We start from the raw sequence: 24,327 nt of genomic DNA on the forward strand, positions 1-24,327 counted from the left end.
GGTCATACGCCGACAACGTATGTCAGGGTGGCCCAGACCGAGCCCGTCAACAATGCCGTCCACAGGACGATCGACACGGCCTGCCAGAGCAGGATCCACCTTTTCGAGGTACCGCCGGCAACGAGGATCACGGAGGTGAACTGTCCCGGGATCGCCAGCGGTCCCAGGATGCTGGCTCCCGGCACGCCGAACCGGATCAGCCACCTCTTGAACCGCTGTTGGCCCTTCGACTCAGGCTTGGCGGAGACGGCATCGAGGGTCACCACGGATCCGCCCGCACCGCCGCCTCCCACAGCTGCTGCATTGGCAGCCGCCTCCCGCGTTCGATGGTTCACCACGGCACCGCGTGCGCCTGAACTCAGGAGGACGACGACAAGCACGGAGAGGAAGTTGCCGATTGCGGCTGCCACCCCCGCGACGACCGGATGGATCCCGCCGACGATACCGATCACCGCAGCCCCCTCACCGTCAATGAAAGGAACGGCGCCGGCCAGCATCACGACAAACGGCTGAATGAACTCGGGGACCTGGTTCACCAGCTCCTGGAAATTTCGGACTAGCTCCTCAATGGGGTTCATGGCTGTGGTTCCTTTCTTGATTCACGTCGAGTTCCTCGACGTGTCGTCAGTAGAAACTGTGTTCCCGGAACAAGGTCAACCCCCTTGCCGGGACGGTACAGCGGGAGCAGTTGCGGCCTCTCAACCGCAGAGGCCCCCCGAATGTGGGCCGCGCCCAGCCCTGCCTCCGACCGGGTCAGGCGTGCAGCAGCAGGAGCGGCTGCACAGCGCCGCCGGGGACGCCGTCGGCCTGCAGCTGCTCCCGGGCGAGGACGCCCGCACGCGAGATCACATCGAGCTGCGCAGGGTTGTACAACTCGGCCAGCGCCTCGACGAACGTCACCTGCGTGACGCGTGCCCCCTTCGTGAGGTGCCGGGCGGGGTCCATCAGCCACGGGTAATCGGCCAGGTTGCGGACGAGGATCGGCGCGAGGCGGGCCGCCAGCCGTTCCCGGGTGGCCGCGTCCGCGGACGCCGGAAGCGTGTCGATCGCTCTTCCGAGCTCGCCGGCGTCGCCATTCAGTTCTACCATCCGCCGAACATCGGCCATCGCGTCCCGGTCATAGAGCTGACTCGAAACGTGGAGCATCGCCCGGTCCGCCTCCGAGAGCCGTGCGGCGACCGAGACAAACCCGGGGGGAGCATCGGGAGGAGCCTCGGCACGCAGAATCGCCGCAATATCGGCGCGGGCCTGCTGCAGCCGCTCGATGCCCGAGGCCAGCTTGGCGTCCAGCTCCTGCAGCATGGTCCAGGTGCTGTTGTCCCGCCCCGCCCCGCCGACATCGGGAATCTGCGCCAACGGGACGCCGAGGTCGACCAGCCGCAGGATCCGCAGCAGGCGCACCAGCTCCCGAACACCGTACTGTTTGTAGCCGTTGTATCTCCGCTCCGGCTCGTCCAGCAGGCCGATCCGGTGATAGTGCCGGATCGTGTTTACCGTCGTCCCGGCCAGGTCGGCGAGCTCCCGCGTACTCCAGGCCATGGCCTCAGCCTCCTGCCGGACGTTTCCGGGTGTGCGCCGCGTCCAGGCTCAGCATCATCGAGGCAAGCGCGGCGGCAAGGCTGATAGAGCCCTCCTGTTGTATCTCCCCCTCGCCCGGCCGGGCCGCTTCGCGCTGACCGGGTCTGCCGGGGGCGGACGGTTGCCTCGTGCCGCCGGTCGGCGACAGAGCGGTGACGGTTCCCATGTTGTCTCCCTCGTTTGAGCCGGCTGTCGGCGTGTGCAATGCCTAACGGAGCCCTGTGCAGGTCTTCAGTGTCGTTCCGCTGCCGGGTGCCTCGCGTCGGTGGAAGGTACTGAGTCTCCGGGGGGAGCACTACGTAGGAGCCTCATAGGATCCGCCCGGCGGTAGGGGCCGGTCCTCGGATCCGCCTTTTTCCCGCATCGGTGATACTGGCGTGAGAACACACTTTCGGGTGTGCACGACCTGTCTGACGCCGAGCGGGGGACGAACGTGGCCAAGTTGCTGGGACGGCTCCGGGAACGGCACGAAGTGGAGCAGCTGCTGGTCGAGGCCGGCGCCGGGCGCAGCGCGGTGCTCGTGGTGCATGGCGATGCGGGAATGGGCAAGACTGCCCTGTTGGAGCATCTGCGCGATGTGGCGGCCGCTTCCGGATTCCGGGTGGAGGCCTCGACGGGTGTCGAGGCGGAGGCACAGTTCGCGTTCGCGGGGCTGCACCAGTTCTGTGCCCCGTTCCTGGCGCATCTCGACGCGCTGCCGGAGCCCCAGCAGACGGCCCTCGGAGTGGCCCTGGGCAGGCAAAGCGGCCCGACGCCGGATAAGTTCCTCATCGGGCTCGCCACGCTGAACCTTGTTGCCGAGGCCGCTGAGCGCGGGCCGTTGCTCTGCCTGGTCGATGACGTGCAGTGGTTGGACCAGACTTCCGCCGAAGTGCTGGCCTTCGTGGCCCGCCGTGTGGAGGCCGAGCGGCTGGCGATGGCGTTCGGCGAGCGCGACGTTCCCGGCCGGCCGAGTGTCTTCTCCGGCCTGCCGCGGCTGGCCTTGCCGGAGCTCGATCCCGCGACGGCGCGCGCCCTGTTGGACAGCGCGGTACGGGCCCCGCTGGCTGACGAGGTACGTGAGCGGATCATCGCGGAAGCGAGCGGAAACCCGCTGGCGCTCCTGGAGCTGCCCGGAAGTGTTCCGGCGGCCCGCCTGGGCGGTGGGTACCAGCTGCCCGCCCTGTCCGATGTTCCGGGCCGTGTGGAGCGCGGCTTCCAGCGCCGGCTGGGGGACCTGCCCGAGGCAACGCGGCTGCTGCTGCTCGCCGCCGCGGCTGAACCGACCGGAGACCCCGGCCTGCTGTTCCGGACGACCAGCGAGCTGGGCCTGACGCCGGAAACCGCCGCACCCGCGGAAGCCGCCGGACTGATTGAGATCGGTTCCCGGGTCCGGTTTCGCCATCCCCTGGTACGCTCGGCGGTCTATCGGGCGGCCGACCCGGCAGGGCGCCGCCGTGTGCACGGCGCATTGGCGGTGGCCACCGACGGCGCCCTCGACCCCGACCGACGCGCCTGGCACTGCGCCCAGGCCGTGCTGGGGGTCGACGAAGAGGTCGCCTCGGAGCTGGAACGTTCAGCCGGCAGGGCGCGCGCCCGCGGCGGCGAGGCTGCGGCCGGGGCGTTCCTGCGGCGGTCGGCCGAGCTTACGCCGACCGCGGACGGCCGCATTCGACGCGCCTTGGAAGCGGCACAGGCCCTGGCCAACGCCGGAGCACCCGACGCGGCGTTGGACCTGCTCAGCATCGCGGACCGATCGCCGGACCCGCAGCAACGTGCCCGGGCCCAGCTGCTTCGCGCCCAGATCATGTTCAATCTGACCCGCGGAGCCGAAGTGCCGGAAATGCTGCTGGATGCCGCAGCCACACTGGCCCCCTTCGATCCGCCCCTCGCCAGGGAGACCTATCTGCATGCCCTGGATGCGGCGATCATCAGCGGCAGCCCCGCCGTGTTCCGCATCGCCAGGACCGCACTTGCCGCTCCACCGTGTGAGCCTGCACGGCCGCTGGATAAGCTGCTGGACGCACTCGCCGTGACACTGGTTCACGGATTCCCGCAGGGTGCGCCGAGCCTGCGGCTCGCCCTTGGGATGTTCAGGGACACCGCAGGCCCGGACGCGCCGCATCCGACGGAGGAACGCGGACAGCCATGGCTGTGGCTGGCAGGCCGCATAGCGGTCGGCACCCTCGATGATGAGTGCGCCCATCAGCTTGCCGCATGCAGCGTCGCTGAAGCGCGCAGCACCGGGGCACTGGCCCAGCTCTCCCACGCGCTGAATCTCCAGGCGAACATCCTGGTCATCAGCGGCCAGCTCGCCCGCGCGGAGGAACTGGCCACCGAGGCACAGTCGATCACGGAATCAACCGGCGGAGTTCAGCTGCTTCATACCCGTGCCATCCTGGCCGCGTGGCGCGGCGATCTCACAGCCTTGTCGACGCTGAACACCTCCGCCTTTGGGCAGCCCGCGGGTGCCGAGTCCGACGAAGCGGCGCACTATGCGGGCGCCGTGCTCCACAACGGACTTGGCGACTACTCGACGGCACAGGAGGCCGCCGAAAAGGCAGCCGGGGCCTTCGAACTCTCCTTTAGCACGATGGCCCTGCCCGAATTGGTTGAGGCGTCCGTCCGCGCAGGCGACACGGCAGGCGCCGCTCGGGCCCTCGAACGGTTCACGCTGCGTGCCCGGGCCTGCGGCACGGCGTGGGCCCTCGGGCTCGAGGCGCGTTCCCGGGCCCTGGTGCTGTCCGGTCCAGCCGCCGAGGAGGCGTACCTTGAGGCGATCGCGCGCCTGAGCGAGTCGAGGATGGCCGGCGAGGCGTCGCGCGCCCACCTGGTTTACGGCGAATGGCTGCGCCGGGAAGGCCGCCGCCAGGAGGCCCGCACCCAGCTGCGGACCGCTCACCACCTCTTCTCGGACATGGGTGCCCACGCCTTCGCCGCGCGGGCAGCACGCGAGCTGCACGCCACCGGCGAGCATCCGCGGACGCGTACGGCCCACCGCACCGCGGCGCTCACCTCCCAGGAACTGCACATTGCCCGGCTGGTTGCCGCCGGCGCGACCTCGCGGGAAGTCGGCACCCGGCTGTTCCTGAGCCCGCGGACGATTGAATCCCACCTGCGCAACATCTTCCGGAAACTCGAGATCACGTCCCGCCGGCAGCTCAAGGAGCTGCACCTCGCCTCCTGAGCGGGGCGGGGCCGCCGTCACCGTCGGCCATCACGCCACAGGGTCAAAGGTCGAAGCGGTCGACGACGGTGACCCGGCCGCCGTCGCCGGGATTGGGGTCGGGGAGGATCGACTCCGGGTCAACAAGGTAGACATCGTGCCCGTCCAGGGTCAGCCGGCGGATGGCTTCGAGAAGCATGCGCCGTGCCACGCCGTCGATCGAATACACCCGCGACAGGTCCAGCGCCACCCTGGCCTCGACGGGCGGGGTCTCCGCGAACTCGCGCACGATCTTCTCGGCTCCGGCGAAGCGGATCCCGCCCTGCAGCTTCAGGACCCGGGCTGCGGCCGGTCCATGCCCGTAGACACGGTTGGAGCGCACCACCGCGCGTGCCGCGGGCGGAACCTCCATCACATGCAGCCCCATATCGGTGGTGAACCGCTCGAACAGTGACACGCCGCGGACGCTGTTGCCGTGCCGGTCCAGGCGGGGGGAGAAAGTGGCAATGCCCAGCTGGCCGGGAAGGGCGCCGATCAACCCTCCCGCCACGCCGCTCTTGGCCGGGATGCCGACCTGGGTGGCCCAGTCGCCGGCGGCGTCGTACATGCCGCAGGTGGCCATCACGCTCAGCACCTGCCGCACCACCGCGCCGTCCACCACCTGCTCGTTGGTGTGGGGGTTCACGCCGCGGTTGGCCAGCGTGGCCGCCATCAGAGCCAGGTCCACCGCCGTAACCAGCACGGAGCACTGGCGGACGTACCCCTCGACGACGGCCCGCGGGTCCTCCGTGAGGATGCCGTGGCTGCGCAGCATATGGGCGATAGCCAGGTTCCGGTGCGCGCTCTCCATCTCGGACTCGCACACCGCCTCATCCACCTTCAGCGGACGGCCCGCGAACGCCGACAGCCCCCGGACCACGTGCTCGACCCGTTCGGCGGCCGACAGGTGCCCGGCGCCGACGAGCGAGTGCGTGGTGATCGCGCCGGCGTTGATCATTGGATTGCGGGGGCGCCCATCCGCTTCGAGGGAGATTTCGTTGAACGCCTCGCCGGAGGGCTCGACGCCGACCTTGGCGAGGACGGCATCGAAGCCCCGGTCGGAGAGCGCCATGGCGTAGGCGAACGGCTTCGAGATGGATTGGATCGTGAATTCGGCGTCGACGTCGCCGGCGCCATGGACCTCGCCATCGACCGTGGCGAAGACTGCAGCCAGGCGGTCAGGGTCCGCACCGGCGAGCTCCGGAATGTACGCCGCCCGTTCCCCTGAGGCATCCGGTTCGACCTCCCGGAGCGCGTCGACCAGGTAGTCAGGAACTATGGGCCGCATCCACTCTCCCCGCTCTGCCTAAATCGTCGGGCCGTCCTTTCGGCCCATGTCCGGATTATTCCATGTGCGGCGGAAGGTGATCCGGCGGGGGCGTCCGAGCCGGCGCCTCGGCCCGGACCACGGCAAAGCCGGCCGCCGACAGGACACCGGCCGCGCCGCTATGGCTTGCCCGCGTTCGGTGGGGCACGCTGGTGAGGCGGGGGCGTCGCGGACACGGGGATCAGCGGATCGGAGCCGGAGGTGAGACGTGGACAGAGCTGAAAGCCCAGCCGGATGATTCCGCCGATCGCCGCCACCTTTGCCGTCCTGGCCCTGGCCGTCGCGGGCTTCATGATCAGCCGGGTGCCGATCATCGTCGTTGCGCTCTTCGTTCCGGTGGCGCTGTGGGCCACCGGCGTGCTTCCGCTCACCGAGGCCCTGGCGGGTTTCAGCGACCCGATCGTGCTGTTCATCGCGTCCCTGTTCGTGCTGAGCGAGGCGCTGGACGCCACGGGGATCACCGCATGGATCGGTCAGCAGCTGGAACGGCGCTCGTCCCTCAGCCGCACCGGACTGCTGGTCACGATCATGGCCGTCGCGGCCGCGCTGTCGGCGGTGATCAGCATCAACGGCGCCGTTGCTGCGCTGCTGCCGGTCGTCGTCGTCGCCACGGCCCGGGCCGGGATTGTCCCCTCGCACATGCTCATCCCGCTGGCTTTCGCCGCCAGCGCCGGGTCGCTGCTGACGCTGACCGGGACCCCGGTGAACATCATCGTCTCCGAGCTCGCAGCCAGCTCGGGCGGGCGTGAGTTCGGGTACTTCGAATTCGCGCTGGTGGGGCTGCCGCTCGTCGTCGTGACCACGCTGCTCGTCGTGCTGCTGGGGCGGCGGCTGCTGCCGAAACGGGCTCCCGAGCGGCTGGCCGAGGTCGGGGCCGACCCGCGCGAACGGGTGCGGTCCTGGCGCGAAAGCTACACGGCCGACCTTGACACGGAACGGCTGTTCACCGGGCGGATCGGTGTCGTCGAAGTCCTCGTCGCGCCGCGCTCGACGCTGATCGGGCGCATGGTCAGCCCGGGCATGACCACCCGGGAAGAGGACCTGGTCATCATCGCGCTGCACCGCGGCGGCACCACCGCTCCCGGCCCCGACACCCCGGCGCCGCCCGGGGCCCTGACCCTGCGGGCCGGAGACTCCGTGCTGGTCCAGGGGCCCTGGGACGCGCTGCACCGCTACGCACAGTCCCCCGACGTCATCGCCGTCGAGCCCCCGCACGCCCTCCAGCGCGGGGTGCCGCTGGGACGCGGATGGCGCCGCTGCCTCGCGGTGCTGGCCGGCACGATCGTGCTGCTGGCCACCGGGCTCCTCCCGCCGGTGATCGTGGGGCTCCTCGCCGCGGCGGCCCTGGTGGTCCTGGGCGTGGTGACCGCGCCCCAGGGGTTTGCCGCGATTTCGTGGAACACGGTGGTCCTGATCGCGGCGCTGATTCCGCTCTCCTCCGCCTTTGTCTCCTCGGGCGCCGCGGACGCGATCGCCGCGCTGGTCCTGGACTCCACCGGCAGCGGTTCCCCGTACCTCGCCCTGCTGGTGATCTGCGTGCTCGCCCTGGTCCTCGGCCAGTTCATCTCCAACGTGGCCACCGTGCTGGTGATGGGGCCCGTCGCGGTGACGTTCGCCCAGACGCTGGAGGTCAGTGTCCAGCCGTTCATGATGGCGCTCTGCGTCGTCGGCGCCGCTGCCTTCCTGACGCCCATCGCCACGCCGGCGAACCTCATGGTGATGCAGCCCGGCGGCTACCGCTTCGGTGACTACTGGCGGCTCGGCCTGCCGGTCGCCGTCGTGTTCCTCGCCGCCGCGGTGCTGTACGTGCCGCTCATCTGGCCGTTCTGAGCCCGGGACGGCGCGGGTGCCGCACCCGGGCCGCGCCGCCCCGCTGCCGATCCCGCCCCCTATCCGTCCAGCGGATGCCGCCGTTCCACCGCCGGCATCCGCCCGGCGATCAGCGCCAGGACCGCGAGCGCCGTCGGCAGCACGCCCGCCCCGATGAAGATCGCCTCCGCCGGCACCACCAGTGACAGGGGACCGGCCGCGGCGACGGACACCGGCATGAACGCGATGGAGACGAAGAAATCCAGGCTGGCCACCCGGCCGATCATCTCCACGGGCACCAGGCGCTGCAGCAGGGTGCCCCAGACGACGACGCCGGCGCCGGTGGCCGTGCCGACCAGGAACAGGGCGGCGAGCATCAGGGGCAGGCCGGCGCCCAGCCCGACGACGACCAGCGGCAGCGTGCCGCCGCCCCAGCACAGGATCATGAAGGTGAGGTAGCGCCGCGGCAGTTTCACGCTGGACACCGCCAGGGACCCCAGGGCTCCGCCCACGCCGTAGGCGGCGAGCAGGAGGCCGAAGGTGGCTTCGGCGTCGGCGAAGCGTTCCCGGGTGAGCAGGGGCAGCAGCACCTCGATCGGACCCTGGATGATCAGCGCCAGCGACGAGCCGAAGATCAGGGTCCACAGCAGCCACCGGGTGCCGGCCACGTATCGGACACCGGCGCGGAGGTCGGCCCAGAGGCTACGGGCTCCTGGGGAGTCGCTCCCGCCGGGGGCGTCCGCTTCGGTGACCGGCCCGGCGTCGGGCGCCCCGGCGTCGGACATTCCGGCGCCGGCCGCACCGCCGTTGCCCGCACCGCCGTCGTCCCGGCTGAGGAAGAGCAGCAGGACAAAGGCCAGGGCGAAGGAAGCGGCGACGACGACCGCGCCGGCGGCCGGGAGGAACGCCCCCACGATGAGTCCGCCGAGTGCCGGTCCGAGCCCCTGGCCCATGGTCGGGCGCAGCGCTCCTTCGAGCCCGTTGGCGGCCAGCAGCTGCTCCGGCGGCAGGATCCGGGGCAGGTAGGCGCTGTATGCGGGGAAGAAGAACGCGCTGCCGGCGCCCAGGGCGAAGGACGCGGCGGCGAGCTGCCAGAGCTGGATGCCACCGGTGAGCGCAAGCACGGCGACGGCGGTCATCACCGCAGCCGTGGATGCCTGCACCGTGATCAGGATCCGGCGCTGGGAATACCGATCCGCAATGACGCCGCCGGCGATCGCGAAGGCGAGCAGGCCCAGGCTCAGCCCGGTCGCGACCGCGGAGAGGGCCAGCGGGCTGTCGTCCAGGGCCAGAACCTGGAAGACCATGACGATGGTCCACATGCCGGTGCCGAACACCTCCACGCCGACGGCGGCGAACAGCAGCCGGTAGTCGCGGCTGGCCAGCGGGCGCAGGGCGCGAAGCCGGGTCGATTCGGTGGCGCTCATGCCCGGACCCCGCTTTCGGCGGCTGCGGTCAGGCAGCTGTTCAGGTGCGGGTGCGGCTGTGGCTGCGGATGGCCGGCGTCGGCTTCAGGTGCCGGCGCGGCGGCTGGGATGGGGGCGCAAGGGCGCGCGGGACAAGGCTGGGTGAGGGCAGGCATGTGCTGTCTTTCCTTCAGGGAGGTGCACCGAGGCCGGGGGCCGGTGCGGGGTGACGGCGACCCGTTGGGTCCGGACGGGCGGCAGCGGCGCTCGGAGCAAGCTCAACGAGCGCTGGCCGGCTCAGCCGTCACAGGAAGAAGTACACAGGCACGAATTCACTCTAGGACACGGGCTCGGCTGGCGGCCAGCCTTCCACGTCAGGGCGCAGGATGGGCAGATGGAACTGCATACGGCCCGGCTCGGGCAGCCGGCGGGCCCGGAGCACCGCCTGCCGACAGGAACCGACCCATGAGCAGTCCTGACCCGCTGCCCCCGCGCCGCGTCCTGCGGGTGTTCCCCGACTGGGGTCACCCGTGGCCGCTGTGGGAGAACTGCACGGAGAAGTACGCCATGGAGCCGGCCGACTATGGGCTCTCGACGGAGCTGACCGAGATGATGCAGCGCTGGTACCGCTTCTGGGAGGAGCACTTCGACCCCTTTGGCGGCTGGGATGCACCGGAAAACGAGCAGATCTCCCAACACCGCGGCGATGAGATGGTGGCCCGGCTGAGATCCGAGACGGCGTCCTTCGCGGAGGTGCGGGACGAGCGGGAGCTCTGACCCGTTTCCGCAGCGGGTGGGCTACGGACCTTGAGCCGGCGCTCCTCAGCCGTCCACGCTGTGCAGGAAACCGAGCAGCGCGCCCGCCAGCGCGTCGGGTGCCTCCAGCGCCACATGGTGTCCGACGCCGTCGAGCAGCACCGAAGTGACCTCGCCGTCCGCCACGTTTCCCAGCGTCGCGGCGGTGAAGGTTCCGCCGGATCCGCCGACGGCGAGCACCGGGACCCGGAGCTTCGCCTCGGCCGCCAGGGCGCGCAGCTCCTCGCCTTCGCTGAGGATGGACCGGTAGATCCCGGCCGCACCCTGCCAGCCGCCGGGCCGGGCATAGCCGCGGGCGAACTCCGCGACGTCGGCCGCGCTGACCGCCCCGGGTACGGCGGTCATGGCAGGGAACGCCCAGCTGCCCAGCAGGTCCTGTTCCCGGCCGGTGAACAGCAGCTCCGGAATGCCCGGCGCGGCCAGCGCGCCCAGGTGCCAGGACCCGCCGCGGGTCACGTCGGCGAAGGCTTCGAGCCCGAAGCCGGGCAGCCCCATTTCGATGCCGGTGAAGCTGGCAAGGTCCTCCGGGTGGGCGGCGGCCAGCCGGAACAGCGCCCCGCCGGCGATGTCCTGGCCGACCAGGTGCACCGGTCCGGCGTCGAGCCGGCGGATCAGCTGGTGCAGGTCCTCCGCGGCGACGGCGCTGCTGAAGTCCTCCTCCGCCGGTGCCGAGTCACCGAAGCCGCGCAGATCGACTGCGTATACGCGGTGCGTGGGAGCGAGCAGCGGGATGAGCCTGGAGAAGGCCCACCAGGATTCCGGAAAGCCGTGCACCAGCAGGATCGGCGTGCCGCCGTCGCCCGCGGAGACGTAGTGCAGGTCCGTGCCGTTAACGGACGCGGTGCGGTGTTCGACGGCGTCGAGCGTGAGGGTCGATGGGTTCAGGGTCATGGTCGGCTCCTTGGTCCGGGTGGACGCCCCGGGATTGACAACCTTGTTGTCAGAATGCGCCTCGACAACCGGGTTGTCAATGGGCCTGGGAAGCGGCTTAGGATCGGCGCATGGAACAGTCCCCCGGCACACAGCTGGCCCGCCTGCTTCTCGCCGGCTTCGAGGCCATGGTCAGCGAGGCCATGGCCGAACTGGCCCGCCGCGGGCACCCCGGCGTCACCGCGCCGCTGGAGTTCGCCATGCAGGCCGTCGACGAGGGCGCCGATTCGGCCGCCGAGCTGGGCCGCCGTCTCGGCATCTCCCGGCAGGGCGCGGCCAAGGACATCGCCGCGCTGAGCCAGCTCGGCTACCTGGACTCCACCCCGGATCCGGCGGACGCCCGCCGCAAACGGCTGCGCGTGACGGCGCGCGGATACGAGATGACCGCGATCGGCCGGGACGCGTTCGACGCCGCCCGCCGGCGCTGGGCGGAGAGCCTGGAACCCGGCCGGGCGGAACTGGTGGAGGACGCCCTGCGGCGGCTGGCATCCGGCGGCACCGGAGTGTAGGCAGGCATGCCGGCCGGCGGGCCCCCTGCGACCCACCCCCTGGGCGCAGTTCCGACCGCCCCTCTGTCAGCCCGGCTGCGCAGCGGCCTCCAGTAGATTGGGGGCCATGACTGCTCCGGGGGCCGTACTGCAGATGACCGACTTGTCCGTGGGCTACGGCGGCGCCGCCGTCTGCGGGCCGATCACCGCCACCGCCGGGGCCGGTGAGGTTCTGGGCGTGGTGGGCTTCAACGGAGCCGGCAAGTCCACCGCCGCCCGCACCATTGCCGGCAAGCAGGCGCCGCTGGCCGGCGACGTCCTGGTGCACGGCCTGCCGGTGGACGAGGACGGCGTTCCGTTCCGCCGCCAGGTCGCCGCGCTCTTCGACGAGGACGCCTTCTTTCCCTCGCTGTCGATCCGCGAGCACCTGCAGCTGATCGCCCGCGGCCACTCCGTCCCGGAGCCGGACGCCGCCGTCGACGCCGAACTGGACTTCTTCGCCCTGCAGGACCGGGCCGACGCCGTGCCGGCCGCCGCGTCCTCCGGCCAGCGGCGCCGGCTGCTGCTCGCCTCGGCCCTGATCCGTCCCAGCTCGCTGCTGATCCTGGACGAACCCGAACAGCGCCTGGACCCGGTGATGCGCGGGCGGCTGGGCACCCGGATCCGCAGCTATGCCGACGGCGGCGGAACCGTCCTGCTGGTCACGCACGATCCGGCGCTGCTGACCGCCACCGCGGAACGCTGCCTGCTTATCAGCGACGAGGTGCAGGAGATTCCCGCCGCCCGCGCCGCCGCCGAAATCACCGGACGGTAACCGATGGCTCCCAGCGGCACGGCCCTGCAGACGGACCCAGGCGCGTTCAACCCGCTCCAATACACCCGCGCGGCCTCCCGGACCCGCACCCGCGGGCGCGCCCGCCTGCGTGACGCCGCCCTGGATGCGTACACCGCGCTGCTGACCGCCGGCACGATCGGCGCATACGCCGCCGGCCTGGTCCTGGCCCTGCGGGAACAGGTGGCCCGGGCCGTGGACACGGGAGCGGCCGCGCGCACACTCGTGGACGCGCCATGGCTGAGCGTGCCCGCGGGCACCGCGCCCACGGTGCTGCTCTTCGCCGCCCTGCTGGCGGTGCAGCCCCTGGCGCGCCGGCTCGGCCCGGCAGCCGTCACCGCCGCGGAGGGATACTGGTGGCTGAGCCTGCCCCTGAGCCGGCGGCCGCTGCTGACCGGCCGGCTGGTCCGCCGCCTGGCCCTGAGCTTCGCCGCGGCGTCAGTGCTGTACCTGCCGTTCGGATTCATTACCGATCTGGGCGCGACGGCGGGCGGGCAGCTCCGCGGAGCCGTGACCTTCGGCCTGGCGGCTACGGGCGCAGTCCTGCTCGCAGCCCTGCGCCAGACGGGCCTGCAGCCGGCCGGGGCAGCCGGCCCCCCGGGCCGGCTCGCGGCGACGGCGTCGCTGGTGCTGCTTGCCGGGTTGAGCATCCTGCCTCGGCTGTCCGCGGATGGGCAGCTCTGGCCGCCCGTCGCGGCGGCAGCGGTCGTCGTTGCACTCGGAGCGCTGCTGTGGCCGCGGCTGGGCCGGATCCCCGGCCGGGAGCTGATCCGCGGCGGCGCGGTGTCCGGGCATGCCGGCGGAGCGCTGTTCCTCATGGACGCCAATGAGCTGGGGCGGGCGCTGGCCGGCGGAGGCCCCGCCGGCGTGTCTGCCCGGGGGCGCCGCTGGTACGCGAAGCGGCCCCGGACCCCGTTCGGTGCGCTGCTGCGCGCCGACCTGGTGGCGTTCCTGCGCACCGCCGGCCTGTGGACCCGCCCGGTGCTGCTGCTGATGCTGGGCCTGGCGCTGCTGGTCACCGGCGGCCTGCAGTCGATGCCGCTGCAGCTGGCCCTGATTGCGGTGACGGCCTGCGCCGTCGTTCCGGCCTTTGGCGCTTTGGCGCGGCAGACCGCCATCACCCCCGGCCTGGACAGGCTGCTGCCGCTCTCCCCCGCCGCGGTGCGGCTGAGCCGGCTGGCGGCGCCCGCGGCCGCGCTGGCGCTGTGGGCCGCGGTGTTCTGCGCCGCGTTGGTGCTGCTGGGAGCCGGCAGCCCGGCATTGATCGGCCTGGGCGCGCTGGCCGGCATCGGGCTGGGGGCCTCGGCGGTGCGCGGGGCGTACCGGCCGCAGCCGGACTGGTCGGCTCCTCCGGTCGAGACCGCGTTCGGGCCGGTGCCGACGGCGCAGACCGGGGCGATGTTCCAGGGCCCGGACACCACGCTGGCCGCGCTGGTGCCGCTGCTGCTGGGCCTGTTCCTGGGATTCGTCCCCGTCGTGCTGCTGCTGGTCCAGGCGGCGGTTTCCGCTGCCTGCGTGCTCATGGCGATGTACGCCAAGAAATAATCGGCATCCCGGGGTCCGGCCACCCCACCGGGACCTCCCCTCCCCTACGACTGGGCGGCGATGACCAGGGCGCGGATGCCGCCGTCGGCCACGGTGAAGCTGTAGCGCAGCGTGACGGTGCCGCCCGGGAAGTTGCCGACCAGACGCACCTGAACGTCGATCTGCCCGTCCTGGATCTGCTGGCCGACGCGGGTGGAGGTGTACTCGAACGCACTGGACGAGTTCCGGATCCACCTGCTGATGTCTTCACGTCCGGTGTAGGTGGCGTTGTCGTCGACCACCACGGCATCCTCGGCGAAGAGAGCTGCGGCGTCGGCGCGCCGGGACGGGTCCTGCCGGGCGGCGTCGTGGGCGTCCATGTAGTCGGTGATGACGGCAGGCAGCGCGGCGGGATCGTAGGCGGTGAAGGTCTGGCTCATGGATGCATCCTCGCGGTCGAATACGGTTGGTTCTAAGATAGAAGTAACTAGCTGGTGCTAAGTTAGCAGCAACCGGCCATGATGGAAATGGCCATGACGCTGGGAGGCTCCTATGCCGGCACGGGTGCGCCTGGAGGACCGTGAGTGTCCGTTGTCGACGGCGATGGCGTACGTGGGCGAGTGGTGGACCATCCTGATCCTGCATGACTGCTTTGACGGCTACACCCGGTTCGACCAGTTCCAGGCGAACATCGGACTGTCCTCCAGCATGCTCACCGCACGGCTGAAGACCCTCGTGGAGCAGGGCATCCTGGAAAAGCGGCCCTATCAGGACAAGCCGGTGCGCTACGAGTACCTGCTGACGGACTTCGGCCGGTCGCTGCGCCCGGTGCTGGTGGCCATGGCCGCCTGGCGCAACGCGCAGCTTCCGCCCGAGCAGCGGACCATGGTGCTGGTGGATGCGGAAACCGGGCGGGAGGTGGAGCCGGCGGTCATCGATCCGGTCACCGGCCTGCGGGTGGAGGATCCGCGGTTCGTGTTCACTTCCGGGCCAGCTGCGGGCCCGGAGATGCGAACCCGATACGACGCCGGCGAGCGGCGGGACCCTGAGGACCCGCCGCCCTCTGATCACAAGGCGACGATCGCCTAGGCCGGATACGCAGCCTTCCGACCCTCGGCGCGCTCCGGGCGCGGCCGAGTCACGGGAGCCAGGAATGCGGCCAGGAGAACGACGACCATCGGGGCCAGCAAGGCGTTGCGGAGCCCGACGGCGTCGCCCAGCAGTCCCAGCGCGGGAGGACCGACCAGGAAGGCCAGGTAGCCGATGGTGGACACCAGCGAGACCCGGGCCGCGGCGTTCGGGCCGGAGTCCCCGGCGGCCGAGAGCGCCAGCGGAAAGCCGAGCGAGGCACCGAGTCCCCAGAACACGACGGCCAGGCCGGCGACCAGCTGGTTGTCCACCACGGACACGAGCAGCAGACCGACAGCTGCGCACACCGCACTGACGGCCAGCACGGGGCTGCGGCCGAAGGCCTGGACGACCCGGCCGCCGCAGAACCGCCCGAGCACCATTGACGCGGCGAAGACGGCGTAGATGACCGACCCGAGTGCCTCGTCGAAGCCGTGCCCGTCCACCATGATGAGCGGCAGCCAATCGTTCGCGGTTCCCTCCGCCAGCGCCAGCGCCAGCACGAGGGCGCCGATGAGCAGCAGGCGGGAGTCCTTCCAGAGCGACCGCCCCGCGGAGGCGCCCTCGGCGGGGCGGGCTGCCCCGCCGTCCTGTTCAGCCCGGTCCGCGCCACGCTCCGCCTGACCGGTCCGGGGCGGCAGTTCGCGGATGCTCCCCGCGAAGGCCAGCAGGGCCACGGCGCCGATGATGAGCAGGTGCACGACCACGGAGAAGTCCAGGGCGGTGAACGCGATCCCGGCGACGGCGCCCACCAGGGTGCCGAGGCTGAAGAAGCCGTGGAACAGCGGCAGGAAGGGCCGCCCGACGATCCGCTCGACCTCGGCGCCTTCCACGTTCAGCGCCACCTCGCTGGACCCCATGCCCAGCCCGAAGAAACCGAGCCCGACCGCCACCAGAGCCGGGGAGCCGGCCAGGGCGCCCAGGCCGATCAGCGGCATGCTCACCACCACGCCGGCCATGCCGGCGGCAATGACCCGCCGGGCGCCGAGACGCAGCACCAGCGGACCGCTGGCGAGGATACCGATCATCGACCCCGCCGACAGACCGAACAGCACCAGGCCCATCTCCGCGGTCGAAGCACCGATCAGGTCCCGGATGGCAGGGGTGCGGGTCACCCAGGAAGCAATTCCCAGCCCGGGGATGAAAAACAGAGCGTAGAGCGCAAGCCTGCGCCGACGGATGCTGGACATGACAACCCTTCAAAAGCGTACAAACGTACAAGTAAAGAATATGTACGATAGTACAGGATCGACGGTGTGGGCATGATCGGAGAGGCAGGGCGGGCGGATGGCGGCACAACAGCGGGCGGTCGAGCGCAGGGAGCAGATCATTGAGGCCACCCTCAAGACGCTGATCGAGCGCGGCGTCCATGCGACGACGCATCGGAACATCGCCGAAGCGGCCGGTGTGCCGCTCGGGTCCCTGACCTATTACTTCGACGGGCTCTCCGACCTGTTCGTGCAGGCCTTCGAGCTGCTCTACACACGGATGGCGGCCGCGCACCGTGACGCCCTGCGGGAAGCAAGCACCACCGAGGAGGCTGTCGATGCCTTCACCGAGATGATCTGCGGAAGCCGCCGCCCTTCGAACGAGATGCTGCGGGGGCTGGTGGAGCTGTACTCCTACGCCTCCCACGAACCGAAAGTGCTGGAGATCTGCCGGCGCTGGACCCAGACCACCCACGATGCGCTGCGGGCGCACTTCCCGGAGCACTCCATCCGGGCCCTGGACGCGCTGATGGAGGGGTGGCATCTCCACCAGATGGCGGCCGAGGAACCCGCACCCCGGGAACAGGTCCGCAGCGCGGTTAGGGCCCTGGCCGGGCAGTAGGGCGGCGACGCCGGCAGAACCCGCTCAGCCAACGCCAAATCCAGCCGCCGGTACGTATCGTGGACAGTGCCGCAGTCTGCCGCAGCACGCGGGCACGGCTGACGGACAAGGCGGACGCAGGAAACCCGGAAGGCGGCGCAGCATGGAGGATCCGGACCGGGCCCGCGACACCGGCCGCCGCCCCTGGCCGGGGACCATCGAGGTGCGCGGCGCGCGGGTGCACAACCTTCGCAATGTGGACGTGTCCGTGCCGCTCGGGCAGTTGGTCGCCGTCGCCGGAGTGTCCGGGTCGGGCAAGTCATCCCTGGCCCTCGGAGTGCTCTATGCGGAGGGCTCGCGCCGGTATCTGGAGGCCCTCTCCACCTACACCCGGCGCCGCCTGACTCAGGCGGCCCGCCCGCAGGTGGACAGCGTGCAGCACGTTCCGGCCGCCCTGGCCCTGCGGCAGCGGCCCCCGGTGCCGGGGGTGCGCAGCACCTTCGGCACCTCCACCGAACTGCTGAACAGCCTGCGGCTGATGTTCTCCCGCCTGGCCAGCCATCAGTGTCCGAACGGGCACCGCCTGGAGCCGACGATCGACGTCGCGCTGGGGCTGGACCTGACCTGCCCCGTCTGCGGTGCGGTGTTCCCGCCGCCCGGCGCCGAGTCGTTTGCCTTCAACAGTGAAGGTGCCTGCCCCACCTGTACCGGCACCGGTACGATCCGCGACGTGGAGGAATCCGCCCTCGTTCCCGATGACTCGCTGACCATTGACGACGGCGCGGTCGCACCCTGGTCGTTGTTCGGACTGGCCGGCAACGCCCAGGCGGCCGGGGAAATGGGCGTGCGCACGGATGTTCCGTTCCGGGACCTGACCGCCACGGAGCGGGAGATCGTCTTCCACGGCCCGCCGGAGAAACGGCGCATCCTGTATCCGGCGAAGAACGGCAAGCTGTTCGAGCTGAACATGACCTACCGCAACGCCCGCGACGCCGTCGAGGAGGCGCTGCACAAAGCCTCCACCGAGAAGGGGCTGCGCCGGATCGACCGGTTCCTGAGTGTCCAGGTCTGCCCCGACTGCCACGGCACCCGCCTGAGCGAACGCGCCCGCGCCTCGCTGCTGGACGGCCTCAGCCTCGCCCAGGCCACGGCGCTGAGCCTGGCCGACGTCACCGCCTGGGCGCGGACCATCCCGGCCGCCATGCCGCCGACGCTGACGGCGATGGCGGAAAGCATCGTGTCCCAGATGCTCGACGCCGCGGAGCAGCTGATCCGGCTCGGCCTCGGCTACCTCACCCTCGACCGGGCCTCCTCCACCCTGTCCACCGGCGAGCGCCAGCGCGTGCAGCTCTCCCGGGCGGTACGCAACCGCACCACCGGGGTGCTCTACGTGCTCGACGAGCCGTCCATCGGCATGCACCCGTCGAACATTGACGGGCTCCTGTCCGTCGTCGGCGCCCTGCTCGAGGACGACAACTCCGTGGTCATCGTCGACCACGACGTCCAGCTGCTCCGCGCCGCGGACTGGCTGATCGAAATCGGCCCGGGGTCGGGCGTGCAGGGCGGCGACATTGTCGTCTCCGCTCCGCTCGCGGAGGCGCTGCAGGCACCCGGTTCGCGGATCGCCGGGTTCATCTCCGGTGCCGAGAAAGTACTGGTCCGCACCCCGCCGGAGCCTGACAGAGTGTTCGACGACGGCCGCATCCGGCTCGTCACCCGCCCGCTGCACACCGTCCAGGCCCTGGACGTGGAGATTCCGCGGGGCCAGCTCGTCGTCGTCACCGGAGTCTCGGGCTCGGGCAAGACCACGATGGTCCTGGAGAGCCTGGTGCCGGCGCTGGCCGCGGCCATCGGCGGGACGCCGCTGCCCGGGCACGTCAGCGGGCTGAACGCCGACGGCGTGCACCGGGTCAGCGTGGTCGATGCCTCCCCCGTCGGGGCGAACGTGCGCTCAACCGTGGCCACCTACAGCGGAGCCTTCGACGATCTGCGCCGGGCCTACGCCGCCACCCCGGAGGCCCGGCGGCGCGGGCTGAAGGCCGGGGACTTCTCCTACAACACCGGCTCGCTGCGCTGCCCCACCTGCGACGGGACCGGGCAGATCTCGCTGGACGTGCAGTTCCTGCCCGATGTCGACATCGTCTGCCCGGACTGCAACGGCAGCCGGTATGCGCCCGCGGCGGACGAAATCCGCCGGCTGCCCAAGCCCGGGAGCGGCAAGCGGGGGAAGCGCACGACGGCGGGCGCCGAGGCCGCCGTCGACCGCGCCGGTGAGAACGGTGGCACCGGCACCGGCGCGGACGTCACTGAATCCGAGGGGCAGGGTGCGGGTTTCACCCTGCCGGAGCTGCTGGCCCTCACGGTGGAGGATGCGGCCGAGGCCACCGCGGACCTGAAGAAGGTCTCCTCCCGGCTGCGGATGCTGGCCCAGCTGGGCCTGGGTTACCTCACCCTGGGCGAGGCGACCACGGCGCTTTCCGGCGGCGAGGCGCAGCGGCTGAAGCTGGCCTCGGATCTGGACCGCGACCAGCGCGGCACCGTGTTCGTCCTGGATGAGCCCTCGATCGGCCTGCATCCCCTGGACGTGCAGGTCCTGCTGAACGTGCTGCAGGGGCTGATTGACCGCGGCGGCACCGTGATCGCCATCGACCACGACCTGGACCTGATCACCAACGCGGACTACCTGATCGATTTCGGCCCCGGAGGCGGCGCGGACGGCGGGCGGATCGTGGCCGCCGGCACTCCCGCCGAGGTCGCGCACAACCCGGAGAGCGTTACGGGCCGCTACCTCCGGCCGCTGATCGATACGGTCTCCCCGTCAGGCTGAGGGCCCGCCGGGCGCGCCGGCGTCGGCCGCTCGGCGCGCTGCAGGTTGCGCAGCAGTTCCCTGCGGCTCTGCCCGTCGACCGAGTGCATCCACATCAGGGTGCCGGGAGCGCTGCGCCAGGATTCGCGCAGCGGGCTGTTGTCCACCGTGTCGAAGCCGAGCTCGTCGTAGAACCGGGTGACCAGTTCGACGGCGTCCGGAAAGTCGCTCGACACGGCCAGCGCCCTGCGGTCCGACGCTCCGGCGGGCCGGGCGAGCCGGAACAGGCCGGGAAGCGCGTCGCTGGGCACTCGGATCGGAGACCGCGCGTGATGCTGGATGTGGGTGAAGGCCTTCGCCACCTTGGAGGCGGGCAGCTGCTCCTGCCGCAGTTCGTGCACGGTCTTCAGGCCGGATTCCACCTCGGGATAGCTGCCGTCGCGCCAGGGCATGTAGTTGTTGGTGTCGAGCACGATCTTCCCGGCAAGCTCCTCGGCCGGCAGCCGGTCATTGGGCCGGTACGGAAACGCGAGGACGGCGAAGTCGGCTGCTGCGGCGGCCTCCGCGGCCCAGGCGGCCCGCACCTGGGGGCCCAGGCCGCCGTCGTGTGCGGCGAGCGTCTTCGGGCTCCGCGAGTTCGCGATGAGGACGTCGTAGCCGGCTGCGGCGGCGGCGCGGGCGATCGTGCTGCCGGCCTGCCCGGAGCCCAGAATGCCGATGGTGGTCATGAGCGGTCTCTCCCTGTTCAGCGTGTGCGGATTTGCGGGCAAGCGCGGGTCCGGGATCGGCGCCGTGGCGGGCCCCTGCCTTGCCGCTGTTCAAACGCTATGGTCGCGGGCCAAGTCCAGCCAGACTCCTGCCGAGCCCGGGTACCGGCAGGGCCCCTCACGCGCCGTCGGCTCCCCTAGAACCGCCGCTCGGCGACGTTCACCCGGGTCGCGGCGTCGAGTGCCGCCCTGATGTCCGCCGCCGGAGTGGGCCCCGGATCGGATTCGGCCACCTTTTCGTCCGGCACATTCGGGTCCTCGAAGTAGATCCGCCCGTACACGGGCGTCTCGGGTTCGAACCGCCAGCTTTCAGCGAGCGGGCCGGCGTCGACAGTGTCGAAGCCGAGCCGGCCGACGATCTCCGCCGCCTCGGTCTTGGCCTGGGCGTCGTCGCCGGCGATGGGCAGCGCGGTGCGGTCCGCGGCGCCGTCGGGCCGGGCGAGGGCGGGGATGTGCGCGGCGATGATGTTGTTGAAGACCTTCACGTAGCGCGGGCTGCCCAGCTGGCGCTGCACCAGTTCGCTGGAGGTGACGGTGCTGTCCACCAGCTCGTCGATCCGGCCGTCGCGGAACGGGTAGTAGTTGCTGGTGTCCAGCACGAGCTTGTCGGCCAGCAGGCCCTCCGGCAGGTCCGGAACCGCCTTCAGCGGGATGGAGAGCACGACGGCGTCGCCGCGCTCCGCTGCCTCCTGCACCGTGCCGGCCTGGGCCAGCGGGCCGAGCTCGGCCACCAGACCCTGCAGGGTTTCCGGGCCGCGGGAGTTGGCGATGACCACGTTCATATCCGCGGCGACCGCCAGCCGGGCGACCGCCGAGCCGATGTTTCCACTTCCGATGATTCCCAGGGTTGGCATGCTGCGTCCTCTCGGTCGGTGCTTCGATGACTGCCGACGGCGGGTCTTGCGGCCGCCTGTCTCGGTCCCAACCGAGCGGCCCCGCGAGGAATTCCCCGAGCCGGACGGCGGCCTCCCAGCGGGAAGTAGCATGGCGCTGGGGGTGAGGGCACGATGCGCATGTGGTGGCGGAAGCGGAAACCACGGCCGGAACGGCCGCTGCTGGTAGCTGTGCTGACGATCCTGGCGGGTGTCGCGATCGGCGGCTGGGCGGTTTACGGCGCGCACACGGACGGGCGGCTGATCAGTCGAGGGGACGCCGTCGACGGCGCCGTGCTCACCGTCCGCGAAGAGTCCGTCGGACGGCCGCGGGACGGGATCCGGGAGACGATCGCCGAGGTGTCGTTCGACGTGCCCGGCCGTTACGGGCCTTCCCCGCAGCAGCTGGAGCAGCTGGTGCGGGCCGGCTGGCCGGTTCCACGCGATAACGCTCCCGTGGCCGAACCGGGCCAGACCGTGACCGTTTACTACGATCCCCACGACCCCTCGCAGGCCGTGGTGGACGGCTGGGAACGCCGGTATGCCAGCTGGTGGCTTGCCCTGGCGCTGCTCTGTGGCCTCAGCGGAGTGCTGGGCGTCCGCAAGGCGCGGCAGGACGCCGCCGTCCGCCGTCGGGCCCGCCGCATTCAGGCGTCCTGGTAGCGGACGGGGTGCCTCGGGCCCATGCGCACCGCGGTCCGTCATGGCTAGTCTCACCCCATGACCGGATTCCCTGAACTGCTGCATCCTGTTCTGGACACCACGGACGTCCGCGGGCTGGCCGAGTTTTATCGCCGGCTCCTGGGGCTGCAGTACCGGCCCGGTGACGAGCCGGAGGCGGCGGACCCCGACGTCGATTGGCTGGTCCTGATCGACGCGCAGGGCGGGCGCAGGCTGGCCTTCCAGCTGGTGGAACGGCTGGAACGGACCACCTGGCCCTCCCCCAAGGTGCCGATGCAGCTGCACCTCGACTTCACCGTCCCGGACCGGGCCGCGCTGGAGCACCATCACGCGCGGGCGCTGGAGCTGGGCGCGGAGCTCCGCCTGGACCGGTCGGACGATCCGGACGAGCCGCTGTACGTCTACGCCGACCCGGCCGGCCATCCGTTCTGCATCTTCGTGGGCTGACCTACTGCGCGGGCCCGCATGCCGGGCTGTGGGCCTGACGCGCGACGGCGGCCGCCGGGCCCGCGCCGTCGGCTAGGCTGGCCCGATCCTGCACCGCTATGAGATTTCCCCGGAGGTCGGAGAAGTACATGACGCCAGCGATTCGAACTGCTGCACCGCTGCTGGGCATCGGGCTCGTCGCATTTGTCCTTGCCCGGATGGCAGACCTGACGACGACGGAGACCGAGGGCATCTTCCTGCCGGCGGCCGTCCTCTGCGCGGTGATCGCCGGCCTGGTCGCCGCGGTCCGCCGGTGGCGGTTCCTGCCCTGGCCGGCGTGGACGGCGACGGGCGCCGCAGCTGCCGCGTACCTGCTGAACAACCGGTCCTGGCTGATCGCGGGGTTCTTTGCCTTCACCGTGTTGCTCGTGTGGCACGAGCAGCAGCGGGAACGTCCGCGCCGGGATGCTGCGGCTCGAGGTTAGCGGGTTTCGTGAGTCGTGGCCGGGATTACCGGCATCGCTGCCCGCTTCACAACAATCAGCAAGGTGGCGATGGGGCCCAGCAGCAGTGACACCAGGAACCAGATCCAGCGGGAGCGGTTCTTCTGTTCAGCGAGACCGGCGTTGATCAGCGCGACCGTGAACCAAAATGTGCCCGTTGTTACATACTCATCCATCGCCCCACCCAACCACAGCCAGCGCGAAACCCACGATCACGGCGTCAGCACCACACGCTCATCGTCCTTGATCCCGGCGCCCCGGACGTCTCCCGCCATGCACTAGGCTCTGACCTGATCCGACGGACCTCCGTCGGACGTGCCTGGCCATTGGGGGATGCTGTGGTGCATTTGCAGGATGTTGTCGAAACGCGCCCGGCGGCCGGCAGGCGACCCGGGCCGTGGGCCGCACGGTGGGCCGCTGCGGCATGCGCGGCCCTGCTCGCGCTGGGAGCGGCAGGCTGCACTTCCGCCGATCCGCCCGCTCCCGCGCCGACGGCTGCCGCCGCGGAGCCGACGGCATCGGCACCCGTCCCGTCCCCCACCGCGACCGCCGCGCCCGCGCTGGCCGGAGCGACCGTCGTCGACTCCTTCGGCAACGCGGACTACTACATCGCCGTCGACGGGGACACGCTGGCGGCGGTGGCGGCGGCCTTCGGCTTCTCCGAAACCAAACTCGCCGAGTTCAACGCCCTGACACCGGGCGCCCCGCTGAATCCGGACACCCGGCTCCGGCTGCTGCCGGACGGCCCGGTGATCGGCGCGTCCGGCCCCGCCGTCGTCAACGCCGACGGCATCCCGACGAGCTACACGGTCCAGCTGGATGACACCCTCACGGGGGTCACCTACCGCTTCAACGTCAGCCAGGATCAGCTGGCGGAGGCCAACAAGGTCCACTTCGTGCACGAGCAGGGCAACGTGCACTTCCTCGTCGAGGGGCGGACCATCCAGCTGCAGAAGAATCCGGTGGACAGCCGCGCCGGCGGCGGGACGGCCGTGATGAATTCCTGGAACCGGGGCGTCTTCTACACCACGGTCGACGGCGACTCCATCGACAGCGTCGGCTACCAGTTCCGGGTCGGCACCGCCGAGCTGCTGCAGTACAACCCCACCCTTGCCGAGGGCCGGCCGATCCCGGCGGGCACCCGGCTGCGCCTGATTCCAGGCGAGACGCCGATTGACGGCGCCCGGGGCACCTTCACCGCCGACGACGACGGCGTGGCCCTCACCTACACCACCGCCCCCGGGGACACGGAGGCCGGGATCGCGGAACGTTTCGGCGTCACCACCCTCGCCGAGGCGAACCGGCCCTCCAGCGGCCCCCGCGGAGTCTGGTACCGGTACGCGGGCGAGCAGACCGACGCGGTGGCACCGGGCCAGACCATCAGCGTGGCGCTGGATCAGCCGATCAACAATCCCGGCACCTGGTAGCAGCAGGGCCCAAG

General features: G+C 71.1%; 23 protein-coding genes. 13 read left to right on the plus strand and 10 right to left on the minus strand.

Features of this window, described 5'->3' with window-relative positions; all coding sequences use genetic code 11:
* Window positions 1-2: 2 nt before the first annotated feature.
* Window positions 3-578 carry a small multidrug efflux protein gene (locus AC5RV6_RS04595; protein ID WP_494006094.1) on the minus strand — a complete coding sequence of 192 codons (576 nt, stop codon included), beginning with the start codon at window positions 576-578 and terminating at the stop codon, window positions 3-5.
* A gap of 175 nt (window positions 579-753) precedes the next feature.
* A complete protein-coding gene (locus tag AC5RV6_RS04600; RefSeq protein WP_494006095.1) occupies window positions 754-1,539 on the minus strand; it encodes a MerR family transcriptional regulator in 786 nt (261 codons plus the stop codon).
* Window positions 1,540-1,975: 436 nt separating this feature from the next.
* Between AC5RV6_RS04600 and AC5RV6_RS04605 the strand changes: the two genes are divergently transcribed.
* The gene (locus AC5RV6_RS04605; protein ID WP_494006096.1) at window positions 1,976-4,744 is read left to right on the plus strand and encodes an AAA family ATPase; all 2,769 of its coding nucleotides are present in this window, start codon (window positions 1,976-1,978) and stop codon (window positions 4,742-4,744) included.
* Window positions 4,745-4,787: 43 nt separating this feature from the next.
* Here AC5RV6_RS04605 and AC5RV6_RS04610 read toward each other — a convergent pair whose 3' ends face one another.
* Window positions 4,788-6,050, minus strand: a complete 1,263-nt coding sequence (locus AC5RV6_RS04610; RefSeq protein ID WP_494006097.1) for a glutaminase — start codon at window positions 6,048-6,050, stop codon at window positions 4,788-4,790.
* Between the two features lie 273 nt (window positions 6,051-6,323).
* Here AC5RV6_RS04610 and AC5RV6_RS04615 point away from each other — a divergent pair, with 273 nt between their 5' ends.
* A complete protein-coding gene (locus AC5RV6_RS04615; protein ID WP_494006098.1) occupies window positions 6,324-7,919 on the plus strand; it encodes an SLC13 family permease in 1,596 nt (531 codons plus the stop codon).
* 59 nt (window positions 7,920-7,978) lie between these two features.
* Here the strand turns inward: AC5RV6_RS04615 and AC5RV6_RS04620 are convergent, their stop codons facing one another.
* A complete protein-coding gene (locus AC5RV6_RS04620; protein WP_494006099.1) occupies window positions 7,979-9,325 on the minus strand; it encodes an MFS transporter in 1,347 nt (448 codons plus the stop codon).
* A gap of 444 nt (window positions 9,326-9,769) precedes the next feature.
* Between AC5RV6_RS04620 and AC5RV6_RS04625 the strand changes: the two genes are divergently transcribed.
* On the plus strand, window positions 9,770-10,081 hold the full coding sequence (locus AC5RV6_RS04625) for an immunity protein CdiI family protein (RefSeq protein ID WP_494006100.1): 312 nt from the start codon (window positions 9,770-9,772) through the stop codon (window positions 10,079-10,081).
* A gap of 45 nt (window positions 10,082-10,126) precedes the next feature.
* On the opposite strand, the gene AC5RV6_RS04630 is transcribed toward AC5RV6_RS04625, so the two are convergent.
* Window positions 10,127-11,011: an alpha/beta fold hydrolase gene (locus AC5RV6_RS04630; protein ID WP_494006101.1), complete on the minus strand. Its 885-nt coding sequence runs from the start codon at window positions 11,009-11,011 to the stop codon at window positions 10,127-10,129.
* A 110-nt stretch (window positions 11,012-11,121) separates the two neighbouring features.
* Between AC5RV6_RS04630 and AC5RV6_RS04635 the strand changes: the two genes are divergently transcribed.
* The 3 genes from AC5RV6_RS04635 (at window position 11,122) to AC5RV6_RS04645 (ending at window position 13,915) form a co-directional block, all read left to right on the plus strand.
* A complete protein-coding gene (locus tag AC5RV6_RS04635) occupies window positions 11,122-11,559 on the plus strand; it encodes a MarR family winged helix-turn-helix transcriptional regulator (protein WP_494006102.1) in 438 nt (145 codons plus the stop codon).
* Window positions 11,560-11,665: 106 nt separating this feature from the next.
* Window positions 11,666-12,352 (plus strand): ABC transporter ATP-binding protein, encoded by a 687-nt coding sequence (locus tag AC5RV6_RS04640; protein ID WP_494006103.1) that lies wholly within the window; start codon window positions 11,666-11,668, stop codon window positions 12,350-12,352.
* 3 nt (window positions 12,353-12,355) lie between these two features.
* Complete coding sequence (locus tag AC5RV6_RS04645; protein WP_494006104.1) at window positions 12,356-13,915, plus strand: DUF6297 family protein; 1,560 nt, start codon at window positions 12,356-12,358, stop codon at window positions 13,913-13,915.
* 44 nt (window positions 13,916-13,959) lie between these two features.
* Here AC5RV6_RS04645 and AC5RV6_RS04650 read toward each other — a convergent pair whose 3' ends face one another.
* The gene (locus AC5RV6_RS04650; RefSeq protein WP_494006105.1) at window positions 13,960-14,334 is read right to left on the minus strand and encodes a nuclear transport factor 2 family protein; all 375 of its coding nucleotides are present in this window, start codon (window positions 14,332-14,334) and stop codon (window positions 13,960-13,962) included.
* A 112-nt stretch (window positions 14,335-14,446) separates the two neighbouring features.
* Between AC5RV6_RS04650 and AC5RV6_RS04655 the strand changes: the two genes are divergently transcribed.
* Window positions 14,447-14,983 carry a winged helix-turn-helix transcriptional regulator gene (locus tag AC5RV6_RS04655; RefSeq protein ID WP_494006106.1) on the plus strand — a complete coding sequence of 179 codons (537 nt, stop codon included), beginning with the start codon at window positions 14,447-14,449 and terminating at the stop codon, window positions 14,981-14,983.
* On the opposite strand, the gene AC5RV6_RS04660 is transcribed toward AC5RV6_RS04655, so the two are convergent.
* The gene (locus AC5RV6_RS04660) at window positions 14,980-16,212 is read right to left on the minus strand and encodes an MFS transporter (RefSeq protein ID WP_494006107.1); all 1,233 of its coding nucleotides are present in this window, start codon (window positions 16,210-16,212) and stop codon (window positions 14,980-14,982) included. The two genes, AC5RV6_RS04655 and AC5RV6_RS04660, sit on opposite strands and share 4 nt — an antisense overlap.
* Window positions 16,213-16,309: 97 nt before the next feature.
* Here AC5RV6_RS04660 and AC5RV6_RS04665 point away from each other — a divergent pair, with 97 nt between their 5' ends.
* Window positions 16,310-16,852, plus strand: coding sequence for a TetR/AcrR family transcriptional regulator (locus tag AC5RV6_RS04665; RefSeq protein ID WP_494006108.1), 543 nt, complete (start codon window positions 16,310-16,312; stop codon window positions 16,850-16,852).
* 142 nt (window positions 16,853-16,994) lie between these two features.
* Window positions 16,995-19,658 (plus strand): excinuclease ABC subunit UvrA, encoded by a 2,664-nt coding sequence (locus AC5RV6_RS04670; protein ID WP_494006109.1) that lies wholly within the window; start codon window positions 16,995-16,997, stop codon window positions 19,656-19,658.
* On the opposite strand, the gene AC5RV6_RS04675 is transcribed toward AC5RV6_RS04670, so the two are convergent.
* Both AC5RV6_RS04675 and AC5RV6_RS04680 read right to left on the minus strand, forming a co-directional pair.
* Window positions 19,616-20,365: an NADPH-dependent F420 reductase gene (locus AC5RV6_RS04675; protein ID WP_494006110.1), complete on the minus strand. Its 750-nt coding sequence runs from the start codon at window positions 20,363-20,365 to the stop codon at window positions 19,616-19,618. The genes AC5RV6_RS04670 and AC5RV6_RS04675 overlap by 43 nt on opposite strands.
* 176 nt (window positions 20,366-20,541) lie before the next feature.
* Window positions 20,542-21,390, minus strand: coding sequence for an NADPH-dependent F420 reductase (locus AC5RV6_RS04680; RefSeq protein WP_494006111.1), 849 nt, complete (start codon window positions 21,388-21,390; stop codon window positions 20,542-20,544).
* Between the two features lie 78 nt (window positions 21,391-21,468).
* Here AC5RV6_RS04680 and AC5RV6_RS04685 point away from each other — a divergent pair, with 78 nt between their 5' ends.
* From AC5RV6_RS04685 to AC5RV6_RS04695, 3 genes are all read left to right on the plus strand, one after another.
* The gene (locus AC5RV6_RS04685) at window positions 21,469-21,939 is read left to right on the plus strand and encodes a DUF3592 domain-containing protein (protein WP_494006112.1); all 471 of its coding nucleotides are present in this window, start codon (window positions 21,469-21,471) and stop codon (window positions 21,937-21,939) included.
* A gap of 57 nt (window positions 21,940-21,996) precedes the next feature.
* Entirely contained in the window at window positions 21,997-22,404 is a 408-nt protein-coding gene (locus AC5RV6_RS04690; protein WP_494006113.1) for a VOC family protein, read from the plus strand.
* A 128-nt stretch (window positions 22,405-22,532) separates the two neighbouring features.
* Window positions 22,533-22,868 carry a hypothetical protein gene (locus AC5RV6_RS04695; protein ID WP_494006114.1) on the plus strand — a complete coding sequence of 112 codons (336 nt, stop codon included), beginning with the start codon at window positions 22,533-22,535 and terminating at the stop codon, window positions 22,866-22,868.
* Here AC5RV6_RS04695 and AC5RV6_RS04700 read toward each other — a convergent pair.
* The gene (locus tag AC5RV6_RS04700; RefSeq protein ID WP_494006115.1) at window positions 22,865-23,062 is read right to left on the minus strand and encodes a hypothetical protein; all 198 of its coding nucleotides are present in this window, start codon (window positions 23,060-23,062) and stop codon (window positions 22,865-22,867) included. The genes AC5RV6_RS04695 and AC5RV6_RS04700 overlap by 4 nt on opposite strands.
* Before the next feature lie 162 nt (window positions 23,063-23,224).
* Here AC5RV6_RS04700 and AC5RV6_RS04705 point away from each other — a divergent pair, with 162 nt between their 5' ends.
* Window positions 23,225-24,313: a LysM peptidoglycan-binding domain-containing protein gene (locus tag AC5RV6_RS04705; RefSeq protein WP_494006116.1), complete on the plus strand. Its 1,089-nt coding sequence runs from the start codon at window positions 23,225-23,227 to the stop codon at window positions 24,311-24,313.
* Window positions 24,314-24,327 lie beyond the last annotated feature (14 nt).

This window comes from Arthrobacter saudimassiliensis, from assembly GCF_059090665.1.

Bases quoted from the DNA above. Each gene is read 5' to 3' on its own strand.
- AC5RV6_RS04635 (WP_494006102.1), top strand. From the start codon at position 11,122: ATGGAACAGTCCCCCGGCACACAGCTGGCCCGCCTGCTTCTCGCCGGC.
- AC5RV6_RS04680 (WP_494006111.1), bottom strand. From the start codon at position 21,390: ATGCTACTTCCCGCTGGGAGGCCGCCGTCCGGCTCGGGGAATTCCTCG.
- AC5RV6_RS04670 (WP_494006109.1), top strand. From the start codon at position 16,995: ATGGAGGATCCGGACCGGGCCCGCGACACCGGCCGCCGCCCCTGGCCG.
- AC5RV6_RS04645 (WP_494006104.1), top strand. From the start codon at position 12,356: ATGGCTCCCAGCGGCACGGCCCTGCAGACGGACCCAGGCGCGTTCAAC.
- AC5RV6_RS04695 (WP_494006114.1), top strand. From the start codon at position 22,533: ATGACGCCAGCGATTCGAACTGCTGCACCGCTGCTGGGCATCGGGCTC.
- AC5RV6_RS04620 (WP_494006099.1), bottom strand. From the start codon at position 9,325: ATGAGCGCCACCGAATCGACCCGGCTTCGCGCCCTGCGCCCGCTGGCC.
- AC5RV6_RS04655 (WP_494006106.1), top strand. From the start codon at position 14,447: ATGCCGGCACGGGTGCGCCTGGAGGACCGTGAGTGTCCGTTGTCGACG.
- AC5RV6_RS04660 (WP_494006107.1), bottom strand. From the start codon at position 16,212: ATGTCCAGCATCCGTCGGCGCAGGCTTGCGCTCTACGCTCTGTTTTTC.
- AC5RV6_RS04640 (WP_494006103.1), top strand. From the start codon at position 11,666: ATGACTGCTCCGGGGGCCGTACTGCAGATGACCGACTTGTCCGTGGGC.
- AC5RV6_RS04600 (WP_494006095.1), bottom strand. From the start codon at position 1,539: ATGGCCTGGAGTACGCGGGAGCTCGCCGACCTGGCCGGGACGACGGTA.
- AC5RV6_RS04625 (WP_494006100.1), top strand. From the start codon at position 9,770: ATGAGCAGTCCTGACCCGCTGCCCCCGCGCCGCGTCCTGCGGGTGTTC.
- AC5RV6_RS04665 (WP_494006108.1), top strand. From the start codon at position 16,310: ATGGCGGCACAACAGCGGGCGGTCGAGCGCAGGGAGCAGATCATTGAG.
- AC5RV6_RS04630 (WP_494006101.1), bottom strand. From the start codon at position 11,011: ATGACCCTGAACCCATCGACCCTCACGCTCGACGCCGTCGAACACCGC.
- AC5RV6_RS04690 (WP_494006113.1), top strand. From the start codon at position 21,997: ATGACCGGATTCCCTGAACTGCTGCATCCTGTTCTGGACACCACGGAC.
- AC5RV6_RS04615 (WP_494006098.1), top strand. From the start codon at position 6,324: ATGATTCCGCCGATCGCCGCCACCTTTGCCGTCCTGGCCCTGGCCGTC.
- AC5RV6_RS04650 (WP_494006105.1), bottom strand. From the start codon at position 14,334: ATGAGCCAGACCTTCACCGCCTACGATCCCGCCGCGCTGCCTGCCGTC.
- AC5RV6_RS04595 (WP_494006094.1), bottom strand. From the start codon at position 578: ATGAACCCCATTGAGGAGCTAGTCCGAAATTTCCAGGAGCTGGTGAAC.
- AC5RV6_RS04675 (WP_494006110.1), bottom strand. From the start codon at position 20,365: ATGACCACCATCGGCATTCTGGGCTCCGGGCAGGCCGGCAGCACGATC.
- AC5RV6_RS04610 (WP_494006097.1), bottom strand. From the start codon at position 6,050: ATGCGGCCCATAGTTCCTGACTACCTGGTCGACGCGCTCCGGGAGGTC.
- AC5RV6_RS04700 (WP_494006115.1), bottom strand. From the start codon at position 23,062: ATGGATGAGTATGTAACAACGGGCACATTTTGGTTCACGGTCGCGCTG.